General features: G+C 61.2%; 22 protein-coding genes and 1 pseudogene. 14 read left to right on the top strand and 9 right to left on the bottom strand.

The genetic code is table 11. The annotated features are described in order from the left end of the window. Window positions 1–972 (top strand): toprim domain-containing protein (locus GSQ90_RS23385; protein ID WP_158817386.1); only part of this gene is annotated, 972 nt, incomplete at its 5' end. Between the two features lie 332 nt (window positions 973–1,304). Continuing rightward, window positions 1,305–2,243 carry a DUF2493 domain-containing protein gene (locus GSQ90_RS23390; RefSeq protein WP_158817387.1) on the top strand — a complete coding sequence of 313 codons (939 nt, stop codon included), beginning with the start codon at window positions 1,305–1,307 and terminating at the stop codon, window positions 2,241–2,243. 74 nt (window positions 2,244–2,317) lie between these two features. On the opposite strand, the gene GSQ90_RS23395 is transcribed toward GSQ90_RS23390, so the two are convergent. Then, a complete protein-coding gene (locus GSQ90_RS23395) occupies window positions 2,318–2,527 on the bottom strand; it encodes a hypothetical protein (RefSeq protein WP_158817388.1) in 210 nt (69 codons plus the stop codon). 169 nt (window positions 2,528–2,696) lie between these two features. Here GSQ90_RS23395 and GSQ90_RS23400 point away from each other — a divergent pair, with 169 nt between their 5' ends. Together GSQ90_RS23400 and GSQ90_RS23405 are read left to right on the top strand one after the other, a co-directional pair. Continuing rightward, window positions 2,697–3,185 (top strand): hypothetical protein, encoded by a 489-nt coding sequence (locus tag GSQ90_RS23400; RefSeq protein WP_158817389.1) that lies wholly within the window; start codon window positions 2,697–2,699, stop codon window positions 3,183–3,185. A gap of 545 nt (window positions 3,186–3,730) precedes the next feature. After that, window positions 3,731–4,054 (top strand): DUF736 domain-containing protein, encoded by a 324-nt coding sequence (locus tag GSQ90_RS23405; protein ID WP_158817390.1) that lies wholly within the window; start codon window positions 3,731–3,733, stop codon window positions 4,052–4,054. A 381-nt stretch (window positions 4,055–4,435) separates the two neighbouring features. On the opposite strand, the gene GSQ90_RS23410 is transcribed toward GSQ90_RS23405, so the two are convergent. Genes GSQ90_RS23410 through yhhA form a run of 4 tightly spaced genes read right to left on the bottom strand, consistent with a single transcriptional unit; the run spans window position 4,436 to window position 7,209 of the window. Beyond that, window positions 4,436–5,290, bottom strand: coding sequence for an HEXXH motif-containing putative peptide modification protein (locus tag GSQ90_RS23410; protein WP_158817391.1), 855 nt, complete (start codon window positions 5,288–5,290; stop codon window positions 4,436–4,438). Next, entirely contained in the window at window positions 5,287–5,874 is a 588-nt protein-coding gene (yhhC, locus tag GSQ90_RS23415; protein WP_158817392.1) for a cyclophane-containing peptide 2OG-Fe(II) oxygenase YhhC, read from the bottom strand. Before yhhC ends, GSQ90_RS23410 begins: the two co-directional genes overlap by 4 nt. Beyond that, a complete protein-coding gene (yhhB, locus tag GSQ90_RS23420) occupies window positions 5,874–7,007 on the bottom strand; it encodes a cyclophane-forming radical SAM/SPASM peptide maturase YhhB (protein ID WP_158817393.1) in 1,134 nt (377 codons plus the stop codon). The genes yhhC and yhhB overlap by 1 nt, the downstream gene beginning before the upstream one ends. Window positions 7,008–7,029: 22 nt before the next feature. After that, window positions 7,030–7,209 (bottom strand): YhhA family cyclophane-containing RiPP, encoded by a 180-nt coding sequence (gene yhhA, locus GSQ90_RS23425; RefSeq protein ID WP_158817394.1) that lies wholly within the window; start codon window positions 7,207–7,209, stop codon window positions 7,030–7,032. A gap of 573 nt (window positions 7,210–7,782) precedes the next feature. Here yhhA and GSQ90_RS23430 point away from each other — a divergent pair. Then, entirely contained in the window at window positions 7,783–9,825 is a 2,043-nt protein-coding gene (locus tag GSQ90_RS23430) for an SIR2 family protein (RefSeq protein ID WP_158817395.1), read from the top strand. Between the two features lie 303 nt (window positions 9,826–10,128). On the opposite strand, the pseudogene GSQ90_RS32035 reads toward GSQ90_RS23430, so the two are convergent. From GSQ90_RS32035 to GSQ90_RS23440, 3 genes and pseudogenes are all read right to left on the bottom strand, one after another. Next, window positions 10,129–10,263: pseudogene (locus tag GSQ90_RS32035) on the bottom strand (IS630 family transposase); the annotation flags it as partial. Window positions 10,264–10,676: 413 nt separating this feature from the next. Then, window positions 10,677–11,456 carry a transposase gene (locus GSQ90_RS23435; RefSeq protein ID WP_371418437.1) on the bottom strand — a complete coding sequence of 260 codons (780 nt, stop codon included), beginning with the start codon at window positions 11,454–11,456 and terminating at the stop codon, window positions 10,677–10,679. A gap of 27 nt (window positions 11,457–11,483) precedes the next feature. Beyond that, window positions 11,484–12,344, bottom strand: coding sequence for a tyrosine-type recombinase/integrase (locus GSQ90_RS23440; protein WP_246731737.1), 861 nt, complete (start codon window positions 12,342–12,344; stop codon window positions 11,484–11,486). Between the two features lie 55 nt (window positions 12,345–12,399). Between GSQ90_RS23440 and GSQ90_RS23445 the strand changes: the two genes are divergently transcribed. The 9 genes from GSQ90_RS23445 to GSQ90_RS23485 all read left to right on the top strand — a co-directional run bounded on the left by GSQ90_RS23445 (window position 12,400) and on the right by GSQ90_RS23485 (window position 18,847). Next, window positions 12,400–12,525 (top strand): DNA -binding domain-containing protein, encoded by a 126-nt coding sequence (locus tag GSQ90_RS23445; RefSeq protein WP_371418440.1) that lies wholly within the window; start codon window positions 12,400–12,402, stop codon window positions 12,523–12,525. 139 nt (window positions 12,526–12,664) lie between these two features. After that, window positions 12,665–12,943, top strand: a complete 279-nt coding sequence (locus GSQ90_RS23450) for an AlpA family transcriptional regulator (protein ID WP_158817398.1) — start codon at window positions 12,665–12,667, stop codon at window positions 12,941–12,943. Between the two features lie 5 nt (window positions 12,944–12,948). Further along, entirely contained in the window at window positions 12,949–13,851 is a 903-nt protein-coding gene (locus tag GSQ90_RS23455; protein ID WP_158817399.1) for a replication initiator protein A, read from the top strand. Window positions 13,852–14,062: 211 nt separating this feature from the next. Continuing rightward, complete coding sequence (gene parA / locus GSQ90_RS23460; RefSeq protein WP_158817400.1) at window positions 14,063–14,701, top strand: ParA family partition ATPase; 639 nt, start codon at window positions 14,063–14,065, stop codon at window positions 14,699–14,701. Beyond that, window positions 14,698–14,952 carry a hypothetical protein gene (locus tag GSQ90_RS32165; protein ID WP_158817401.1) on the top strand — a complete coding sequence of 85 codons (255 nt, stop codon included), beginning with the start codon at window positions 14,698–14,700 and terminating at the stop codon, window positions 14,950–14,952. Before parA ends, GSQ90_RS32165 begins: the two co-directional genes overlap by 4 nt. After that, entirely contained in the window at window positions 14,949–15,431 is a 483-nt protein-coding gene (locus tag GSQ90_RS23470; protein WP_158817402.1) for a DUF2840 domain-containing protein, read from the top strand. The genes GSQ90_RS32165 and GSQ90_RS23470 overlap by 4 nt, the downstream gene beginning before the upstream one ends. Beyond that, window positions 15,428–15,940, top strand: a complete 513-nt coding sequence (locus GSQ90_RS23475) for a S26 family signal peptidase (RefSeq protein WP_158817403.1) — start codon at window positions 15,428–15,430, stop codon at window positions 15,938–15,940. The genes GSQ90_RS23470 and GSQ90_RS23475 overlap by 4 nt, the downstream gene beginning before the upstream one ends. 2 nt (window positions 15,941–15,942) lie before the next feature. After that, the gene (locus GSQ90_RS23480; protein ID WP_246731738.1) at window positions 15,943–16,851 is read left to right on the top strand and encodes a lytic transglycosylase domain-containing protein; all 909 of its coding nucleotides are present in this window, start codon (window positions 15,943–15,945) and stop codon (window positions 16,849–16,851) included. Window positions 16,852–17,098: 247 nt separating this feature from the next. After that, the gene (locus GSQ90_RS23485; RefSeq protein ID WP_158817404.1) at window positions 17,099–18,847 is read left to right on the top strand and encodes a DUF3363 domain-containing protein; all 1,749 of its coding nucleotides are present in this window, start codon (window positions 17,099–17,101) and stop codon (window positions 18,845–18,847) included. A gap of 195 nt (window positions 18,848–19,042) precedes the next feature. Here GSQ90_RS23485 and GSQ90_RS23490 read toward each other — a convergent pair whose 3' ends face one another. Then, a complete protein-coding gene (locus GSQ90_RS23490; RefSeq protein WP_158817405.1) occupies window positions 19,043–19,432 on the bottom strand; it encodes an HU family DNA-binding protein in 390 nt (129 codons plus the stop codon). Window positions 19,433–19,678: the final 246 nt, after the last annotated feature.

The following is a 19,678-nucleotide window of genomic DNA, read 5'->3' on the forward strand; positions in this document are numbered from 1 at the left end:
TTATGTTGCCTAGAAGCTGCCAATCGCCCGCAGGACAGCGTCAACGCGCAAATGCGCAACATAACTTTCCGCGCAACATATTCGGTCTTATGTTCAACTGCACATAAGACGGACGGCGCCACCGGAGAATATGGCGATCTCCTTGACGTCATCCGCGAGAGCTGCGGCCTGGTGAACTTCCACGACGTCGCCGACGAGGCCAGGCGTTTCCTCAGCCTCCCACAAAGGGACGCCGAGCCAGGGCGCACACCCCATCGCCCGCCAGCGCCAGTTGGTTCGTCGGAATCTGCGCGCCGGCTCTTCGCGATGTCGCAGCCAATTTCCGGCACTCTCGTAGAAACGTATCTGCGGAACCGCGACATTACGGCTTTGCACGAAACCGGCTCACTGCGCTTTAATCCCCGCTGCTACTATCGGCCCGACGAAGACAGGCCGACCGAGACTTGGCCGGCGATGATCGCGGCGGTCACCGATCTCGACGGCAAGCTCACCGGCGCGCACCGCACTTGGCTCGATCCCGACGGATTCGATCCCGTCAGGCTGGGCAAGGCGCCGATTGACACGCCGAGGCGATCGATGGGCGATCTCCTCGGCAACGCGGTCCGCTTTGGTGTCGCAAGCGAGACCATGGCAGCCGGGGAAGGCATCGAAACCATGCTGTCGCTCCGATGCGTCATGCCCATCATGCCCATGGTGGCGGCTCTCTCGGCGGCTCATCTCGCCGCGATCCTGTTCCCAGAAACACTGCGCAGGCTGTACATCGCCCGTGACGACGATCCGGCAGGCGACGGCGCGATGGCGACGTTGGTCGGGCGAGCGCAGGAGGTCGGAATCGAGGCGATCGTTCTGTCGCCGCAGCTCGGAGACTTCAACGAGGATCTCCGCATGCTTGGCGCCGACGCACTGCGGGCAGCACTCAGAATCCAGATCGCGCCGCAGGACGTCGCGCGCTTCATGGAGTTGACGACCTGACCCGGAGCGGATGCGCGAAGTTGGCGGCGGCGGCGGTCTCACATCGTGTCGGATTTCCCCGCTTTCCTTCGTCGGAGAGGACCGCGCCCACGGCCTTCTGAGAGGGCGATCGATGCGGCAAACGGCCCGGTCCGGCAATGGCGGATGGCCGACTATTTTCCGTCGCACCCTGAAGGGCGCTTTACATCGCGAGGCAAAATAGCCGGCCCCCGCCATCCTCCGCTTTGCTTCGGCCCTGCGCTTCGCTCCGGGTGCAGGTCCGGTCCGCCCGCCGCCTTTCGCCGCCACGAAGGCCGCGATGGGCGCGGCCGATCCGACAAAGGGAAGCACCGATGACGACCGACCACGAAGTCAACCGACACGAGCCGCCGCACGCCTCATCCCCGACCGATCGCGTCCTCGAAGAACTCCAGCTCTACGGCTATCGCCCCTTCCAGGACGAACCTGACCCAAGACCCCTGCCCGTGGCGCAAGCCGTCGCCGGCGCCGTCGCCGACATCTTCGACGCCCTCGTCGTAACGCTGGCCGACACCCGTCTCGAACCCGACCTCGAAGATCTGCTCTGGTCGACCGTCAACATCTTCCATCGCGCCACAGGCCGGATCGAGCGGGAACTCGACGACAATGAGCAAACCCAAAAGCGCAGCCAGAAGGAACAGGATGGCTCGGAAATCCGCTCGGTCGAACTGGAGCGCCTCACGGCAGAGGGGCAGACGCTCATCGAGCGCAGGAACAGTATGGAGTTCTTTCGCGACCAGGCCGCCGACCAATTCGAGCGCCACACTCACTCGGCCTGGCGGCCACGTACGGGATCGAAGGTCAACCACCGCCACTTGACCTCGGCCATGATCGACAGCCGCGACTTCCTCGCCGCCCGACGTCGATCCGAGAACGAAGTGCTTTTGCCAGCGGGACCGAAGATCGCGGTCACCGGAGGCCTCGACTTCAATGACCATCGGCTGATCTGGGACCGGCTCGACAAGGCTCACGCCAAGCATCCCGACATGGTGCTTCTACACGGGGGATCGCCGAAGGGCGCCGAATTGATCGCCGCCAAATGGGCCGACAATCGCAAGGTTCCGCAGATCGCCTTCAAGCCTGATTGGACGAAGCACGCCAAGGCGGCGCCGTTCAAGCGCAACGACGCGATGCTGGAGGTCCTACCGATCGGGGTCATGGTCTTCCCAGGCACCGGCATCCAGGACAATCTCGCCGACAAGGCAAGGAAACTCGGAATTCCAGTCTGGAAATTCGGCAAGGGCGGCGCGTAAGCGCCGCCTACACACGAAGGCGGAATTCCGCAGAACAGGAAAGGCGCGCATCCGCCTTTTCGTAGAGCCGACTGTCAGTAGGGCTCACCCGTTACCGCCATCCTCGCCGAGCGCGCATAATGCTCCAACTCGACGTCGTTCTGGGTCAGAACCTCGAGCAGCGCCTTCATGTCCGTCTGATCCGAAAACGGCTGGAAGTCTCGCGGCTGACGTTCGATCGCCAGCACTGCGATGGCGAGCGCCTCCTTCACCGGACGCAGATCGCGTCCTCTGAACTCAGCCATGCCGTCACCTCTCGCGAGAAGCTCGAACACCTGCGCATCGCAGCCTGCAAACAAATATAACCCAAATTTTCGCTGCCATGCGTCAGCGCTTTCGACTATATTGTACCTGCGCCGAGGTGGTGGTGGAAGGCGCAACCGTAAGAACTCTTTTCTCACGGAGACCACCGCCATGATCCTCGTCGGACTCGCTCTCAGTCTCTTCGCTGTCGCCTTCCTCTGCTGGCTGCTGTTCACGCTAGCCGTCTACGCGACGCCATTTTTCGTCGGCGTCACCGCTGCAGTCGCCGCATTCAACCACGACGCCGGCGTCATCGGTGCACTCATCGTGGGGCTTGCCGCCAGCGTGGTTACGCTCGTCGCCTGCCGGATCGCCTTCGCCGTTGCGAAATCGCCTGCCGTTCGCGGCGCGATCGCCGTTGTCTTCGCGGCGCCAGCGACCATCGCGGGGTTTTACGTGACACTCGGACTGGCGCAAATTGGCGCCTCCTCCGATATTTGGCGCGATCTATTCGCGGTCGTTGGCAGCGTTATCGTCGGCTGCACGGCTTTCGTTCGTTTGGCGCGCACGGCGGACCCTATCTCGCATGAGCGGAGCGTTGCTTTCATCTCGGCCCGGCCGCCGTCACCGCCGCTGGCGCCCTCGACCACAGGCGATTGACGTCGGTCGTCGCCATCTTCTTGGTGGCTGAAGGGCGTTTGCATCGGACTCGTCCGCTGAGACGCACGACGGTCTTGGCAGGAGCGCTGCCGGATGTGTTTGCCAAAATCTGGCAGACGACGATGACCTGATCTCGGCGTAGTGCGCACGGCGGCGAAAGCGGTTTCACGGGGAACAAGTTCGTCCTTTTCCTGCGCCACGGTTTCCTTCTCCTCTCCTGATCTTTCCTGCCTCTTGCTTCGCTGGCTCCGAGTTCGTCATGTCCTCTCCTGAAGGTGCTGTCTGAGCACGGACCACGCGTCCTCTCTTTGGCTTGATCTGGCCGAAGACCGGCTGCGCCTCGATCGCCTAAGCCGCAACGGCGACGCGGGGACTTTCTTCCCCTGCCGGCCGGGCCGGCATTCCTCGCGAGGCAAGAAAGTCTCCCCGTCGCCGTCCTCCACTGACGTTTCGGCCCTGGCGGGTGCGTCGTCGATCGCCTCCGGCTCACCGATCGCCATCGAGGCCGCGGTGCTCGCGGGCTCGAAACAGCAAGGAGAAGTGACATGGCCAACATCGGTTCCTTCAAGAAGTCCGGCAGCGAGTTCCAGGGCGAGATCGTCACCCTCAGCGTCCAGACCAAGAACGTCCGCATCGTCCCCGAGGCCAACCGGGCCAACGACAACGCGCCGAGCCATCGGATCTATGTCGGCAGCGCCGAGATCGGGGCCGCCTGGTCGAAACGCTCCAACGAGGGCCGCGACTACCTCTCAGTCAAGCTGGACGATCCGAGCTTCAACGCCCCAATCTACGCCAACCTCTTCGACGACGAGGAAGGCGACGGCTACACGCTCATCTGGTCCCGCAGCCGCAAGTCAAACGGAGACTGAGCCAGACCTTCCTGACGCCCCGCCCGGTTCCTCGGGCGGGGCTTTCTGCGCAATTGTGAATTTGCCCGGAGTTGGCCGTGAGCGGAATAGCAGCCTTCTGACGAAAGCCGGAGAAACCTGCCATTCATTTTCCAACTACGGCCATCTTACGGAACCGGCAGATACTCAGCCGGTATCGTCAATGACGTGCTTGCTCTGGGAGAGAAGCGAGTACCTGAATTCACGCTGCGAGGCGTGCATGGTGGGCCGCAACGATCGCCGCCTCGCCGTTGAGAGCCTTCTGTGCTGATGGGCTTCGCTGCCCAAGTGAACTTCATCAAACTACCGAAAATCAAGTGATCGTGGGCAAGCCGTATAGGCAGGCTGTCACTATCATATAGTTCATCCGCCTCGGAGAGAGAAAGCAAGACGCTTCCCGGCGCCTGTCAAGTCAGCGCTAGTCGATAGATCACCGATGGTCGCAATTTCTTCCGCGATGCTCTTAATACGATTAGCGAGATATGTCCGCTCGTCTGCTGAACAGCTATCGAGGTCTAGAAGCTTGCGATAGAAGCCTTGAATTGCACGAAACACGTAAAGTCCATGCAAAATGCCCTGCAACGGGCGCATGGTTCCCTGCCATGGGGAATGGTGACGCTCCTGTGCACCCATCACGATCGGGACGATCTCCTCGATAAGTGTAAGCTGAAGATGCATACATTCGTGCAGAATGCCCTCCGCAAGGCGCAGGTCTCCAACTCTCAGGTCTTCCGAATCGAACCCGATGAAAACGGAAAACGGCAAGAGAGGATCACTATAGCTAACATCATAGCTGGGGCCAGCGGGCTTGAGAACATGGAGAACCACCGCAAGCTCCGCCACGGCCTTAATCGCCTCAGGCACTTCTGCCAATCGGCGCAGGGCACCCCTCAACTGACGGCGGATCAGGCCGGTACCGATCTCTCCAGACGCATAAAAGTCTAGGCCAAGATCGGCGTATTGCGCTCGCCTGGGCGCATCGAGAGCCTCCACGACGATCACGGCGTCAGACGTCATGTCGACCGGAACGATCGTGAGGTCATCTCTCCGAGCCCGAGGATCCTGAACGAGGTAGCGTACCGTCCCGTAGTCGGCGCGCGTAAGACCCATGGTTGCCTGAATTGCGCGCCAGCGAGCGCTTGCCAGTTTTCCTACCAAACCTGGATAGGACCATCCGGAGGGGCTATCAATCGCCGCCTCAACGAGGTCGGCGATCATACTCTGGGCTGCCTGCGGAAGGTATACACTAGCGTGTAACGCTCTCCCTCTCTAATTGACGAAACAGCATGGTAGGAGGAGGGAGAAATCTCGAAAGCAAAGCCGCTTGCATGAGTGGGCATGACCACACTTTGGAGGCTTTCTGGCTCGTCACCAGCAAAGAGCAGCAATAACCCGCCGCGATCGACGCCCCATCCGTCGTTCAGCTGAATCAGCAAGCGATGAGTTTCTTTCTCCTGCAGATAATCGTTGTGGATGCGGATCGTTTGGCCTGATGTCAGTCGGTGCGCCCCAATGTCAACGAGCGCGAGGTCATCGGGGATTAAAAAGCGCGCTAGCAACTCACGTCGGATCTTGTCCACAAAATCCGGCGTTACAAGGTGCGCGACTTCTTGACCTAGATCGGCCGAAAGCAGCGAGAATTCGTGCTGCTCGTAGAAGCTTTCAACGCGCAATGTCCAAGGCGCGCTGGTCTGAAGCCACCGCAAAACTTGATCCGCGGCCTGTGACGTGAGAATGCCGGGTACGCGGATATGGGGAAAAGGATCCGTCAATACCTGAGCCTGGTCGAAATTGGGGAGCATCAAGCAGCCAACCTGCGTCGATTCAGATGACGTCGCATCAAGTCGATCAACCGATGCTGATCAGCGCAAAAGACACTTGGGTTGGTGAACCCGTTCTGGCTACTCCATCGATGCGCGGGCATGCCTCCACCACAAACCGCTAGGTCTTGGCAGCTCAGGCAAACAGGTGAAGTCGGCAATTGAGAGCGGTGATAGGCTTCGAACTCGTCGCTACATACTATATCAAACAGATCGTCGGTAAGGACGCTCCATTGGGCGCGGAAGCGGTCGGCGGCTGCAAAAGAGCTCTTTAAAGTATCGTTTTTGTTCACGGCGCCATCTGTATCGATTACAACGATGCCATAAGAGTTAAGTCCAATCCCTTCCTTGCGAGCTTTCCCTCCGAGCAGCAATTTGAGCATGTCGTCGAGCACTCTGATGCGGACTGGGGTCGCGTCAGCAAGATAGATGTCGAGGAGCCGCCCCATCCAGTCGCCGTATTCCGTGGAAACTAAGCTGACCTTGCCGACGGGCAGCTGATCGTGATTTCCGTCTCGATAGAGAAAATCGATGCTGGGAGCGCCTATCGACTTCAGGAAGGCGTATACCTCGCCCGGGTCTGCATCTAGATCGACAACCGCCAGGACTCCGCTAAATAGCTCTGCTCCCGCCGGGTGGGCCAGAAGCCGCTCGACGCCGCTTAAAACCTTGGCATGAGAAGGAGCGCCCCTGTGGTCAACTCTGTTCCGATCATGCGTTGCGGAGGGTCCGTCAAGACTGATCGATATTCCGACGTCATGTTCGGCGCAGGCGTCGAGAACGTCACTCGACAGCAAGATGCCATTAGTCTGCAGATGTAGGCCGCAGGAGAGTGGAATACGGTTGCGAAGAGCAACGCAAATCTCGGCGAAGCGCTTCGGCCCTACGAGCAGCGGCTCTCCTCCATGAAATACCACACTGAATTCAGAGCCCTGCTTGGCGTAAAGCTCTCCGAGCCTGTCGGCCACAGCCTCAAGAATTTGCGGCGACATTCTCTTCGGCTGACGCCGCCAAGCGTCGTCGCCCATATGGTATACGTAGCAATAGCCGCAATCAAGATTGCAGCGGCTCGCGAGCTTAAGGAGGACGGTGTCCACAGTAATTTTGGTAGACACCGTTCCGTTCCTTCAAATCGTCTTATCGATTGTGGCGATTATGTTGACGGTTGTAAGCGCCGGGCGCGAATGCGTCGCCGTTGCGAACTTCGGCAAGCAGGCGGGCGAGCGTCACACTATCGACCTCGACCTCGTCACGACGAACATCGTCGGTCGTGACGGGAGTGGAGGCGAGAAGTTCGGAATGGTCTGGCTGATCCAAAGGATACCCCCTTTAGGCTGATATTCGGCTATAATAGACCATCCAGAGCGCGCCGTCGAATTTATTCGACGCCGTATAATCCACGGGAGTGACTCTTAGTTGTAAGATTAAACGAACCAAAAATGAATGTAGAGCTGCACGTGATTCGATATCACTCGCTTTTTGACAGGTGATAATCGGAATATATTCAGTGTATTCTGATATAGAAATATTTTTGTCTATTTGATACTTGTTAAGTAAGGACATTAGTGTTTATATCCCATGGTAAGCAAGATATATATTTAGCATGACTGGCGCTTCTCAGCAAAAAAATCGGCCGATCGCCGACATTTGAGATCCCCGATGCGTCCGGCCGCTGCGTGCGATTCGCGCCACAGGACTTGCGCAGGCGCGATTTGCTGTAAAAGCGCTACCTTCCCAGAGCTCAGGTCCGTTTGCTAACAAGATACGCTGCGCGGAACAGCCGTCGGATAGCCCGGTGACTGCCGTGTCGTTATCGGATAGAAGGTTCTTCGCCCGTCGCGCACCCTTGCGCTCTGCTTCAAGGGTTCGTTTTAATCGCAGGAGAAGCGCTTGCCTAACCGGAGGCGTCCGGGCCCCCGTCCACGCGCCGTCGATGATCTTGTTCACGATCTACTCCGAGCTCGTGCAGATAAGGACAGCGGAGCGCAGGGTCGCGCCTTATTCCTTATCGGTGCAGGCTGTTCTGCCAGCGCAGGAATTCCGGTAGCCTCTGGCGTCGCCCAGCAAGCTGTCATAGAGCTAGCTCGATCCTACAATGTAGGCGGTGCGGCCGATGCAAGCGCCGCGCTCAAGTCGCTCATCGAGGCCGACAAGATACCTGCTCGCTATGGCGTCAGCGAAGGCGTAACCCCTTGGGGGGCTCTCTATGGGTATATTTTCACCGAGCACATCAAACATCCCAATGAGCAGCGCGAACTAATCAGCCGGCTCGTAGGTGCGGAAACGCCGCTCAATTGGGCGCACGCCTGTCTCGGAGCGTTGGTCCAATACCGCTTCGTCCATACAATTCTCACCACAAATTTCGATCAGCTTGCATTGCAGGGAGTTATCCGAACGGGGATTGTCCCGGTGGTGGCCGACGGCCTCGAATCTCTCAATCGCATTTCTCCCACGCCTCGATTGCCGCAAGTGGTGCACCTCCACGGCTCGATGCACACCTACGAACTTCGGAATAGCGCCACCGCATTGAGCGAGACCGAACGCGATCTCGGTCTTCAGGTCATGATGATGAACCTGCTGAAGGAAGCAAGCGTTCTTGTCGTCGTGGGATACGCTGGCGGAGAGGAGGGCATTATGACTCTTCTCCAGCGCGCGGCGGACGCTCTTCCGAGAATGGTCGTCTATTGGATTGCCTATGTAGGGGACTTCGCCATGCTTACGCCTGGCGCGAAAACCTTTCTCCAAACCGGCGAAAATAAGTTCTTTATCCTCAATCAGGATGCGGACGAATTTTTCAATATGGTCGTCGGCGAGCTTCGTATTGGAGCACCGGATTGGATTAGAAATCCCCTCCGGGTGCTGAAGGCTCAAGCAACCATTCGTTTCGACAAGAACGCCTCCGTGGATGTCGCGCAACAGGTGCGCGCCTATGCCAAACGAATTGAATATGCAGCCGACAAGGGAATTCGTGAGGATACACTCGAAGATGTCGCTACGGAGCTGCGGTCCGCTCAAAAATATCAAGAGGCCGCGGAAAAGATCGAGCAGGCTCGACCGGACTTCCGCCAAGATAACGGCCTTCTGCGAATTCATGCCATAAGTCTGTATCAGCACTACAATCTGCGTGACGATATCGATTCTTCGTACCTACAACGCGCGATAGAGGAACTGAGCGAGTTACTCGACCGCACTGACGAAGACATTATTCGGGACAGTCAGGTGCTGATCGAGGCTCTAAGAGAGTGGCGCAGATTCCTACGGGCCAACGAAGACGATTTCAGCGCGATACCCGGTCACATATCCAAAGTTGCGACCGCAGCTCAAGCAAAGGTTGATCTCGCCTCCGATCGAAGGGGATGGGCCATTATGGAGTTTTATCGGGCCGAGGCCGCTCAACTCGAAGCCGAAAAGCGCGATTTGGACGACAACTTAATTCATGCCGCAGATTCGTCGGAGAGGCGTCGCTTATTGGAGGAGGCGTGTGGGAGATACAAAGTGGCTCTCCCTTGCTTGTCTTCAGCTGATCCTACCAAAGCCATCGAATGTAAAGAGGGCCTGGCGGGCGCGCTGAGCGCTCTGACTGAGGGCGACGACCCCGATGCGGCCAGTCATCTGCGTGAAGCGCGCACTCTGTTCCAGGAAGTAGTTGACTCGCAGCGGCTCAATACTCCGGACGCATGTGCGGGGGCGCTGGAAAACCTAGCCACAGCCTTTCGTACTATGGGACATCGTTTTCCTGAAGAGATTCACAATTCAGCGCTGGAGCAGGAGCGCCTTTTGAAAGAGGCCCTCCAGATATACGACGAGGCGTACGATTCAGAGGGGGCGGAACGGGTACGGGACTCGCTTGGGGCGATGAGGCAGTCAAAGCTCGAGAACGTGTCGAGAGCCGCCGCTCCTGATACGGAAATGCCGGGCGGTGCGAAGTTCTGAAACGCCGCATTTCGCGAAATCGGCCGCGATCGTCTTGGCCTCTCACCGGTTCTATTCGGAGGGGGATTTTTTCGTCTCGCAAGCGCCTCGTAGTGAGGTGGAGGCCTCATGAGGCTGCGCGTTAAACGATCCGGCGTTGTCAAGAACTTGTTGGGACGTAAGGCCCGCTTTGAATTCCTCAAGCCGGCAGTTGTCATCGTGAGCGACGAACCAAGACCCTAAGCTGAAGATGGAATTCCGGCTCGGCGACGCGCCATATGATCTCATCGGCGACTCCGTCGATGTGGCGCTATGCATTGGCGCTCGACGAAGCGCGGCCCAGCGGATCGCGCTCGATGCGCTCACCCCGAAGCGTTCGGCCGCCTGACGACAAGACAAACCGCCATCGGTGGCGGTCAGAACGCGCGAGCGAAGATCAAACGAAAGCGGCTTGGCCATGCAGGCTGGCCCTCCCCGGCAGCCCGCACCTTGAATCAGATCAAGCCCGACTTGGGAATCTAGAGGCTTCTGTGAGGTCTGCGGCGCGAGGCTGGGGGCGCCCTTGTAGCGGACCTCATTGAAGCCGGATTGAACGAAGGCGCGGGGAGGTTCGCGCTGGGGCCGCTATGGGTTTTGTGTTGGGCAGCTTGGGATTGTCGCCCCTTCGGCTTGCCGCGGTCCGAGGCGAGCATGATGGTTTTGACGGACGATGAGAAGCAAATCGGGGTTCGCTCGCGTGGAAGGCGCGCGCCAATGTTGCAGGATGCAGGGCGCGCCGCCGCGAGGGCGCAAATCGCTTCGACGGCCTCCAATTGGCGGCGCGACGGGATAGACGCGGAGCGAGATTGTTGGTGGGATCATCATGGTCGCGCTCATGAAGTATCGCACCAAAACGGCGGCCTCTTGGACCGAGGCTGTTGGCCGCCGCTGGGAAGGTCGGCGATGACCCTCATAACTCCTCCGCATTCCGGACAGGGCGGAGGATCAAGATCAGCGGTTTCGCTTGGCGCGGACGTTGACGATTCTGTCTTTCCGCGCGTCGTCGATTCGCCCCTGTCGATCAGGAGCGAGCGACAGAGGGCGAGCTTTTGCGTTCGGTGGCCATTGGCGAGGAATCCGAAGTGGCGAATGCGATGGAAGCCGTCGGGTAAGGCGTGGAGCAGAAAGCGCCGGATGAACTCGTCGGGCTTCAAACACATGGTCTTGATGGCGTCGCCATCGCGATAGTCCTTCCAGGCGAAGGCGACATGATCGTCGTCGCAGGCTCGGATGCGGCTGTTGGCGATGGCGACGCGATGGGTGTAGCGCCCGAGATAGGCGAGGACTCGCGTAGGCCCGCCAAACGGCTTCTTGGCGTAGACGACCCAGGCGGCGCGGCGCATATGGGCGGCGAGGGCGTGGAAGCTCGCGGGATCAGCGAGGTTTACGAGGTCGCCAAAGAACCTCAGGGCGCCGGCGTCGAAGGCCTTTTGCAAGCGTTCGAGGAAAAGGCGGCGGAAGAGTTTTGCGAGCGGCTTGACGGCGAGGAAGAAGTTCGGCCGCCCGCCGACCCAGCGCATCCCATCGGGCGAGAGACCGCCGCCTGGCACGACGCAATGCACGTGTGGATTTATGCGGCGCGCCGGATTATGTGGAGTCGGCGACGAGAGCACCGCCTCGCCGCCGTGAAGGGGCCGAAATCACTCCGCATATTTTTTGGGACGGCCGGCCTGCTGCAGCATCGCCAAAAGCTTGTCCGGCGTCTTGAAGTGGCCGGGCTTGAGCATCGGCGGCGCCATGGCGGCAAGGGCTTCCAACTTTGCCGTCGGATCTGCGCGTAGATAGATCTCTGTGCTTTGCAGGCTGGCATGACCGAGCCATAGGGAGACCTTCCGAATGTCCTTTGTGGCCAGTAGCGTGTGCATGGCGCAGGTATGTCGCAGGACATGCGGGGTGACGCGCTTCTTGCCGATGGACGGTTGTTTGCCGGCGGCCGTAGCGACGTGCTTGGTGAGAATGTATTCAAATCCAGAGCGCGTCATGGCGCGGCCGGAGGCATTGTGAAAGAGTTCCGGGTCGCCATTTTGGCCGCGGACGGCGAGCCATCTCTTGATTGCCGTGGCTGTTTCTTTCCACAACGGCAGTACCCGCTCTCGTCGCCCTTTCCCCATTACGTGAATGGTGGTGACCGCTTGTTGATCAAGCTGATCCATTCGAAGCGTGACCAACTCGGACACGCGCAGTCCCGCTGCAAAGGTCAAGTGCAGCATTGCCCGGTCACGTATCCCCGGGGCTGTGTGCGTGTCCGGAGCGTCGAGAAGCGCTAGCAGTTCGTCGCGGGTTAAATAGTCGACCAGTGCTTCGTCGGCCTTCTTCATTGGTATCGCGTGGATCTGGCACGCTTGGTTCAGACACGATACCAGCCGGTATTCCAGAAAACGAAAAAAGGAGTGGATGGCGGCCAGCCTGGCGTTGCGGGTCCGAGCCGAGTTACCCCGTTCGTTCTCGATGTGCTGAAGAAACGCCAAAACGAGCGGCACATCAAGCTGCTCAACCTCCACGTGGCACGGCGCCACCTATCGGACGATCGCCGAGGGTCTGTTCGGGGCGAAAAGCATTCCCGAACGAGCCTGGAAGACCCATGACCTGCGCAATCGGACAATTCGCCTTGTCAAATCGGGGTTGGCGCTGATGCACGGCGGCTATCGCGAGTTGCTGCATCTGTCGCGTCGCAAGAAATAGCGAGCGCTCCTGCCGCAGGGGGTATCGCAAACCCCCACCTTCATCATCGGCATCCCCCTTCGCCAGTCGGCTCCGCCAACGTGACCTCAGACGCGCCACCGACCTCGATAGCGCGCCAAGAGATCACGGAGGCCCTCGAATGCCCGATCCGCTGGCCGGTTTGCCGCCACGCTTTCTGCGCACGCCCGAAGCTGCGAGATTCCTCGGCCTGTCCGGTCGCACCCTGGAGAAACACCGGACTTACGGCACAGGCCCGAAGTATCGGAAGATCGGAGGTCGCGTCGTCTACGCGCTCGAGGACCTGCAAGCTTGGGCCGATATCGGCGCCAAGAGTTCAACCTCGGATCCTGGCATCGGGACCGTGCTCCCCGCCAAACGCCATGGCGCCATCGCCTATGCCGGCCGGCCTCGGCGGTGACCCCCATGTCGAGCAAGGGCGTCTCCCCGCGGCATCGTGAAAGCCCAGCACAGGAACAGCTCGATCTGTTCCGCGCGCTGCCCGGCGACCTCGCTCCGCGCGATGCGCAGGACCTCATGGCCTATCCGTTCTTCTCCCTCGCCAAGTCGAAGCGCCTGACCCCGATCGATTTCAGGGCGGGGCCGATCGCCATCCGTGTCGAAGCGGTCCCCGAACACGGCATGGCGACGATCTGGGACGCCGATGTGCTGATCTGGGCCGCGTCTCAGATCGTTCACGCCCGTGATGCGGGCCTGAAGACCTCCCGCCTAATGGCGGCGACCCCCTATGAGATCCTGACTTTCGTAGGCCGGGGCGTCAGCGCCCGCGACTATCAGCGCCTCAAGGCCGCGCTCGATAGGCTCCAGTCCACGACAGTCGCGACCTCGATCCGGCAACCGGCCGAACGACGGCGCCACCGCTTTTCCTGGATCAACGAGTGGAAGGAAACGGCCGACACCCACGGCCGGGCTCTCGGCATCGAGCTGATCCTGCCCGACTGGTTCTACGTTGGCGTTCTCGATAACGCGCTCGTTCTCACCATCGATCCAGCCTATTTCGCGCTGACCGGTGGCATCGAGCGCTGGCTCTACCGCCTCGTGCGCAAGCATGGCGGCCGTCAGGAATATGGCTGGAGCTTCGACTTCGCCTATCTCCACACCAAGTCCGGCAGCCTCTCGCCGATCAAGCATTTCGCCTACGACCTGCGCGACATTGTCCGCCGGCAGCCCCTGCCCGGCTACAGCCTCGCGATCGAACGAACCGCCTCAGGAACAGAGCGGCTCGATTTCAAACCATCATCCGTCGATCCGCTGGCGCAAGCTCCGCGCCGTTGCCGACGCGTGGCCTGCCCTGGGGATAACCTGTGAATCCCTTCGTGCCATCGAGGACCGCAGGTCCCGTGCCATCGGGGACCCGGTCCCCGTGCTATCGGGGACCAGAATCTGGCGAAACACCATGGCTCTCAATAGCTTGCGACGCCCGTAACTTCTCTAACTTGGAATCCTTCGGATTCCTTCTAACGGAAAGCCTGTTTTTCGCCTCTGAGGATAGCCGTCCGCCGGCAGCACGGAGCGCGCAATGATCGTCGCGCTCCTCAATCAAAAGGGCGGCGTCGGCAAGACGACGCTGGCGCTGCATCTCGCCGGCGAATGGGCTCGATTGGGTAAGCGCGTCACGCTCATCGACGCAGACCCGCAAGGTTCGGCGCTCGATTGGTCCGAGCAGCGTGCGAAAGAACGCCTGCCACGCTTGTTTGGCATCATTGGTCTCGCACGCGACACGCTCCATCGCGAGGCGCCCGAAATCGCGCGCGACGTCGATCATGTCGTCATCGACGGTCCGCCGCGCGTCGCATCGTTGATGCGTTCGGCCCTGCTCGCGGCGGACTTGGCGCTGGTCCCAGCGCAGCCGTCACCCTTCGATGGCTGGGCCTCGGGCGAGACGCTGAAGCTGATCGAAGAGGCGCGCATCTTCCGTCCCGAACTCGCCGCGCGCTTCGTCCTCAACCGCTGCGCCGCACGCACCGTGATCGCGCGCGAGATCGCCGCCGCGCTCGCCGATCATGAACCGCCGGTGCTCGCTTCCAGTATCGGCCAGCGCGTCATCTTCGCCGACGCGGCGCGCACCGGTCGCCTGGCCGGCGAGCTTGAGGAAGCCGGACCGGCGACACGCGAGATCATCGCGCTGACCGCTGAAGTGGCGAGGATCGCGCGATGAGCGGTCGCGATTCCAGGCGGGCCTTTGTGGCGCGTCCAAGCGACGCAGAGGCATGGGTTCGACGACCCGACCCCATCGCAGCCGGCGAAAGCAAGGGCGACATTTTCACCGCCAGGCTCACCATCGACGTGACCCCCGAACTGCGCGGCCGCATCAAAGTCGTCGCCTTCCAGCGCGGGCTGACCGTCGCCGACATGCTCCGCGAGTTCCTCGCGCGCGAATTTCCCGACAAAGCTGGAGACGTATCGTGACCGTCAGCGACATCACCACGGAGCTTACTCACGTCGAACTCACGTGGCGCGAGAAGCGGATAGAGCACTGGATCAGGTTCGGCAAGATCACCGCCGAGAAGGTCCTCGATCGCCGCCGGCGCATCGTCAGCTTCGCCCCCGGCAGCATCTTCGCCTTCGTCCGATGGGCGGGAAACGATTATGGCACCGTCATTTCGCGCGTCGACATCGTGCGCGCGGTTGTGCCTGGCGAAGCGTTCTCGACGCTGCCATTCGTCCGTCCTGGCGGCGACATCCTCTTGCGCATCACCGGCTGGCCCAAGGTCGATCGGGTGCTGCGCGCAATCGATGCCATGGAGGCCGCCGGCATCGATCCCGTCGACGCTGCGCCCGACCATTGGCGACACATTCACAACCGCCTGACTGCGGGTGAGGAGCCGCGACAATACACGGCTGTTCGACACTCTGCGTGGCTTCTCCGGCAGAGGACGGAAGCATGACCGGCGGCGGCGCAACGCTCGTCGCAATGGCGCTTGGCGTCTCCGCCACGGCGCTTCCGCTCGCGATCGGCGCGTCTCCCCGGTTGATCTGGAACGCCAGCGCGAGCGTGCCGATCGGTCTCTATGCCATCACGCCGGCGAACCAACTCCAGGTCAACGATCTGGTCGTCGTGAGACCGCCGGAAGACGTTGCGGCGTTCCTTGCTGAAGGCGGATACCTGCCGCGCGGTGTGCCGATCTTGAAGCACATTCCGGCGCTCCCGGGTCAAACCGTCTGCCGTTTCGGTAACGCGGTCAGCGTCGACGCCATTGCCATCGGCTACAGCCGTGAGCGCGACAGCCGTGGCCGCGCACTGCCCGTCTGGCAGGGCTGCCGCGTCCTCGCCAAGGACGAAGTCTTCCTCATGAACCGGTCGGCCGACTCCTTCGACGGTCGGTATTTCGGACCCCTGCCCGCCGCGACGATCGTTGGGCGCGCTGAACCTCTTTGGATCGCACGGGAGGAATGACCATGCAGCCAACGTGCGAAGTTCGCGCTTTTCCTTTGCTCGATCCGGAGACGAGCTGCTCCTCCTTTCCGGCCGAGATCGTGCCGGCTGTTGCGAACCACGGCGGCGTCAAACGCGCGCTAAGCCAGCGCGGCGGCAACGCATCTGGGACACGAGCGCGCGCGAGCGCGTGCTTGCGGTCGCTCAGTAGAATCGTCTGCCTCGCAGTGATGCTGGCGGCGTCGACGCTCCCGCGCAGCGGTATCGCACATGCCGAATCGACGTTACTGGTCGCGAGACCGGCGACGATGCACGCAATCGATCGCTTTACCGCCTTCATCGCCGAGGCGTCGCGCCGGTTCGATGTGCCGAGCCCTTGGATACGCGCGGTGATGCACGTCGAGAGCGTCGGCGATGTTCGAGCCCGATCGCCCAAGGGCGCCATGGGGTTGATGCAGATCATGCCGGAAACCTACGCCGCATTGCGCGCCCGCTACGCTCTCGGCGCGAACCCCTATGATCCGCGTGACAACATATTGGCGGGCGCGGCCTATCTTCATGAAATGCATGACCGCTACGGGGCGCCAGGTTTTCTTGCAGCCTACAATGCGGGCCCACGTCGGTACGAGGAGCACCTGCGCACGGGTCGACCGTTGCCGCTGGAGACGCAACGTTATGTCGCGATGCTGGCGCCGATCGTGGACGGTGGACAGACGGGTGATCGGCCCTTTGTCGTTGCCGACGTCGGCGCTTGGCTGCGCTCGTTGCTGTTCCCCATGCAGCCCGGCGGTAAACCAGCCGGCGACAAGTTGCTATTCGCGCCGCCGCCCGAACGTCAAGCGGCCGTCCGTGGGCCTGTCGATCTGTCGGGTCTTGCGCCACAGTCGGGCAACCTGTTCGTGCGCCGCATCGCGGAGTTTCAGCCGCAATGATCGAAATCGCGCTCCGTCGAACCTTCTCGGGTGTCGTCGTATGTTCGGCCGCGAGAGGGGAGAGACCCGGATGCACCAACCGGGGACGGCAAGATAAAAGCGCCGACCACGGTCGGGCGCATGTGGTTGGTTGCGTTAGGTATTTGAGGCATTGGAGCCATCGCGCCTGCTGGCGGTTGCCGCAGAAACCTCTACGAATTCAATCCTCCGAGCGCCATCGCACGCGTCTGAAGGCCATCTCATCTCCATGACGCGTGACGATGAGCTCAACGTCCAGCCGGGCCGCATCCAGCACGGCGCGCGAGGCGCGAAGCGTCCGAAGAGCTTCGTCGGCGAAGTGATGCGCGCCGCGAAGAGGGCGGGTCACGCCGGCAAGGGTTTCGGGCGCAGCGGTCGGACGCAGGGGCGCTCGACGTTCGGGCGCGGCCGGCGGGCGGCGCTTTCAATGTCGTCTCGATCGCGAGGACGCCGCGTCGTCGTCATGACCCGCATCGTTCGGCATCAGGGCAAAACGTTTCGTTCGGCGCCGCTCACAAAACACATGGCCTATCTCAAGCGGGAGGGCGTGACGCGGGATGGGTCGAACGCAGGGATGTTCGACGCGACCTCTGACGATGCCGACGTGAATACCTTCGGCGAGCGCTGCGAGGATGACCGGCACCATTTCCGGTTCATCATCTCGCCTGAAGACGCCGCCGAACTGGAGAATGTCCGCACCTTCACGCGCGAGCTCATGGCGGACGCTGAACGGGACCTCGGAACGAATCTCGACTGGGTCGGCGTCGACCACTGGAACACCGACAACCCGCATGTCCATGTCCTGGTCCGCGGCCGCGCCGACGACGGCCAGGACCTCGTCATCAGTCGCGACTACATTAGCCGGGGGTTTCGCGACCGCGCGTCCCAGCGTGTCACCCTGGAATTGGGACCACGCAACGAGCAGGAAATCCGATCCGCACTCGTGAAGGAGGTTGACGCCGAGCGCTGGACCAGCCTCGATCGGTCTCTTCGGGACATCGCTGACGACGGCGGTGGCGTTATTGATCTGCGGCCCGGTTCAACGGACGAGGACCTGGAGCTACGCCGCCTGGTGCTCGGCCGCGCGGCGAAGCTCGAGCGACTCGGCCTAGCGGAACAGGTCGGATCGGCGCGCTGGACGCTGAAGCCCGGCCTCGAGCAGACCTTGCGCGATCTTGGTACCCGTGACGACATCATCAAGACCATGCATCGTGCCATGACCGGCGCCGGCCGCGACCCAGACGTCTCCAGGTTCGCCCTTCACAGTGACGAACCGGACGCCCCCGTTCTCGGACGGCTCGTCGCGCGCGGTCTCCACGATGAGCTGAAGGGTTCGGCCTATGCGATCGTCGAGGGCGTCGACGGCCGAACCCACCACCTTCAGTTCTCCGATCTCGAGATGACTGGCGACGCGAGATCCGGGGCGATCGTCGAGGCGCGTGCCTATGAAGATGCGAGCGGCCGTAAGCGGCTCTCACTTGCCATACGTTCGGATTTTGGGATCGAGGCGCAAGTCAGGGCGTGCGGCGCGACCTGGCTCGATCGTCAGCTTCTCGCGCGGGAGCCCGCAGCCAGCGGCAGTGGGTTCGGCGCCGAGGTGCGTGAGACGATGGACCAGCGTGTCGCTCATCTCGTTGAAGAGGGCCTGGCGCGCCGGCAAGGTCCGCGCGTCGTCTTCGCGCGGAATCTGCTCGACACGCTGCGTCGCAGGGAACTGGACGAGATTTCCTCAAAACTTGCGGCGGAAACGGGCCTTCCGCACCGGCCGTCTGCAGAGGGCGAACACGTCGCAGGCGTCTATCGTCAGCGCGTCGTGCTCGCATCAGGGCGATTCGTCATCATCGACGATGGTCTCGGCTTTCAGCTCGTGCCGTGGCGGCCGGCGCTGGAGCAAAGGCTGGGGCAACAAATCTCAGGCACCATGACCGGAAGAGGTGTCGACTGGAATTTCGGGCGCAACCGAGACCTGGGCACATGAAGTGCGCCTAGCACCCGCCGCGGGTCGATGCGCGACGCCGTCGTATTCTCCCAGCATCCTGGGTGACGGCGCCCCCGGCCGGCGCGGGACCGGGGCCGATCCGTCTGCGATCGCCGGCGCGCCATCTGGACCTGCATTCAGTCATTCTTCACAACAGAGCCAACACGATTCTCGCAGGCTCCAAGCGAAAACCACTTAGGGGGAAGCAGCCGTCTTCAATTTTGACAACGCGCGGATTTTCACGCGAATGCTCGCCGGTTTTGCCGCCGCCTTCATCATCTCGCCATTGGCGGGATTACGAACCAAGGTTCCAGCCTTGCGGGCTGGGACCTTGCGCAGCGACACCTTCAGAAGGCCGGGCAAAGAAAATTCGCCTACACCGCGCGGATGCACCGAACCCAGGAACAGGGCTTCCAATGTGGCATAGATTGCCGCGGCGGTCTTACGAGGGATGTCGTTCTGTTCGGCAAGGTGATTGATCAGCGCCGCCTTGGTCAGAGCCTCCTTTATCGGACGGATGGAGGCAGTCTCAGGCTTTTTCGTCGTTTTGGTAGTTGCCGGTTTGCTTGTTTTCGCCCTTGCCATAAAAATCTCCTTGTCCCGACAAAACTTGCGCGTGACTCACGCTCGCTCCAATAGACCTAGTCCGCTAGCGATTTCGAGACTGATTCGCAATCCGGCCAGCCTAACTGCGTGCGCCTCGGCGATCAGACCGCCGACCTCCATTCGGCGTTGCGAGTCGACTCCGTCCGATTTGCCGCCGACGCCCGCCTAATTCTCCCCCGCCACAGATACGGGCTTGCTCTGCGTCGACCAATCCCGGCTGGTCTC

The sequence above is a fragment of the Methylocapsa sp. S129 genome (genome assembly GCF_009765995.1).
Taxonomy (GTDB): Bacteria; Pseudomonadota; Alphaproteobacteria; order Rhizobiales; family Beijerinckiaceae; genus Roseiarcus.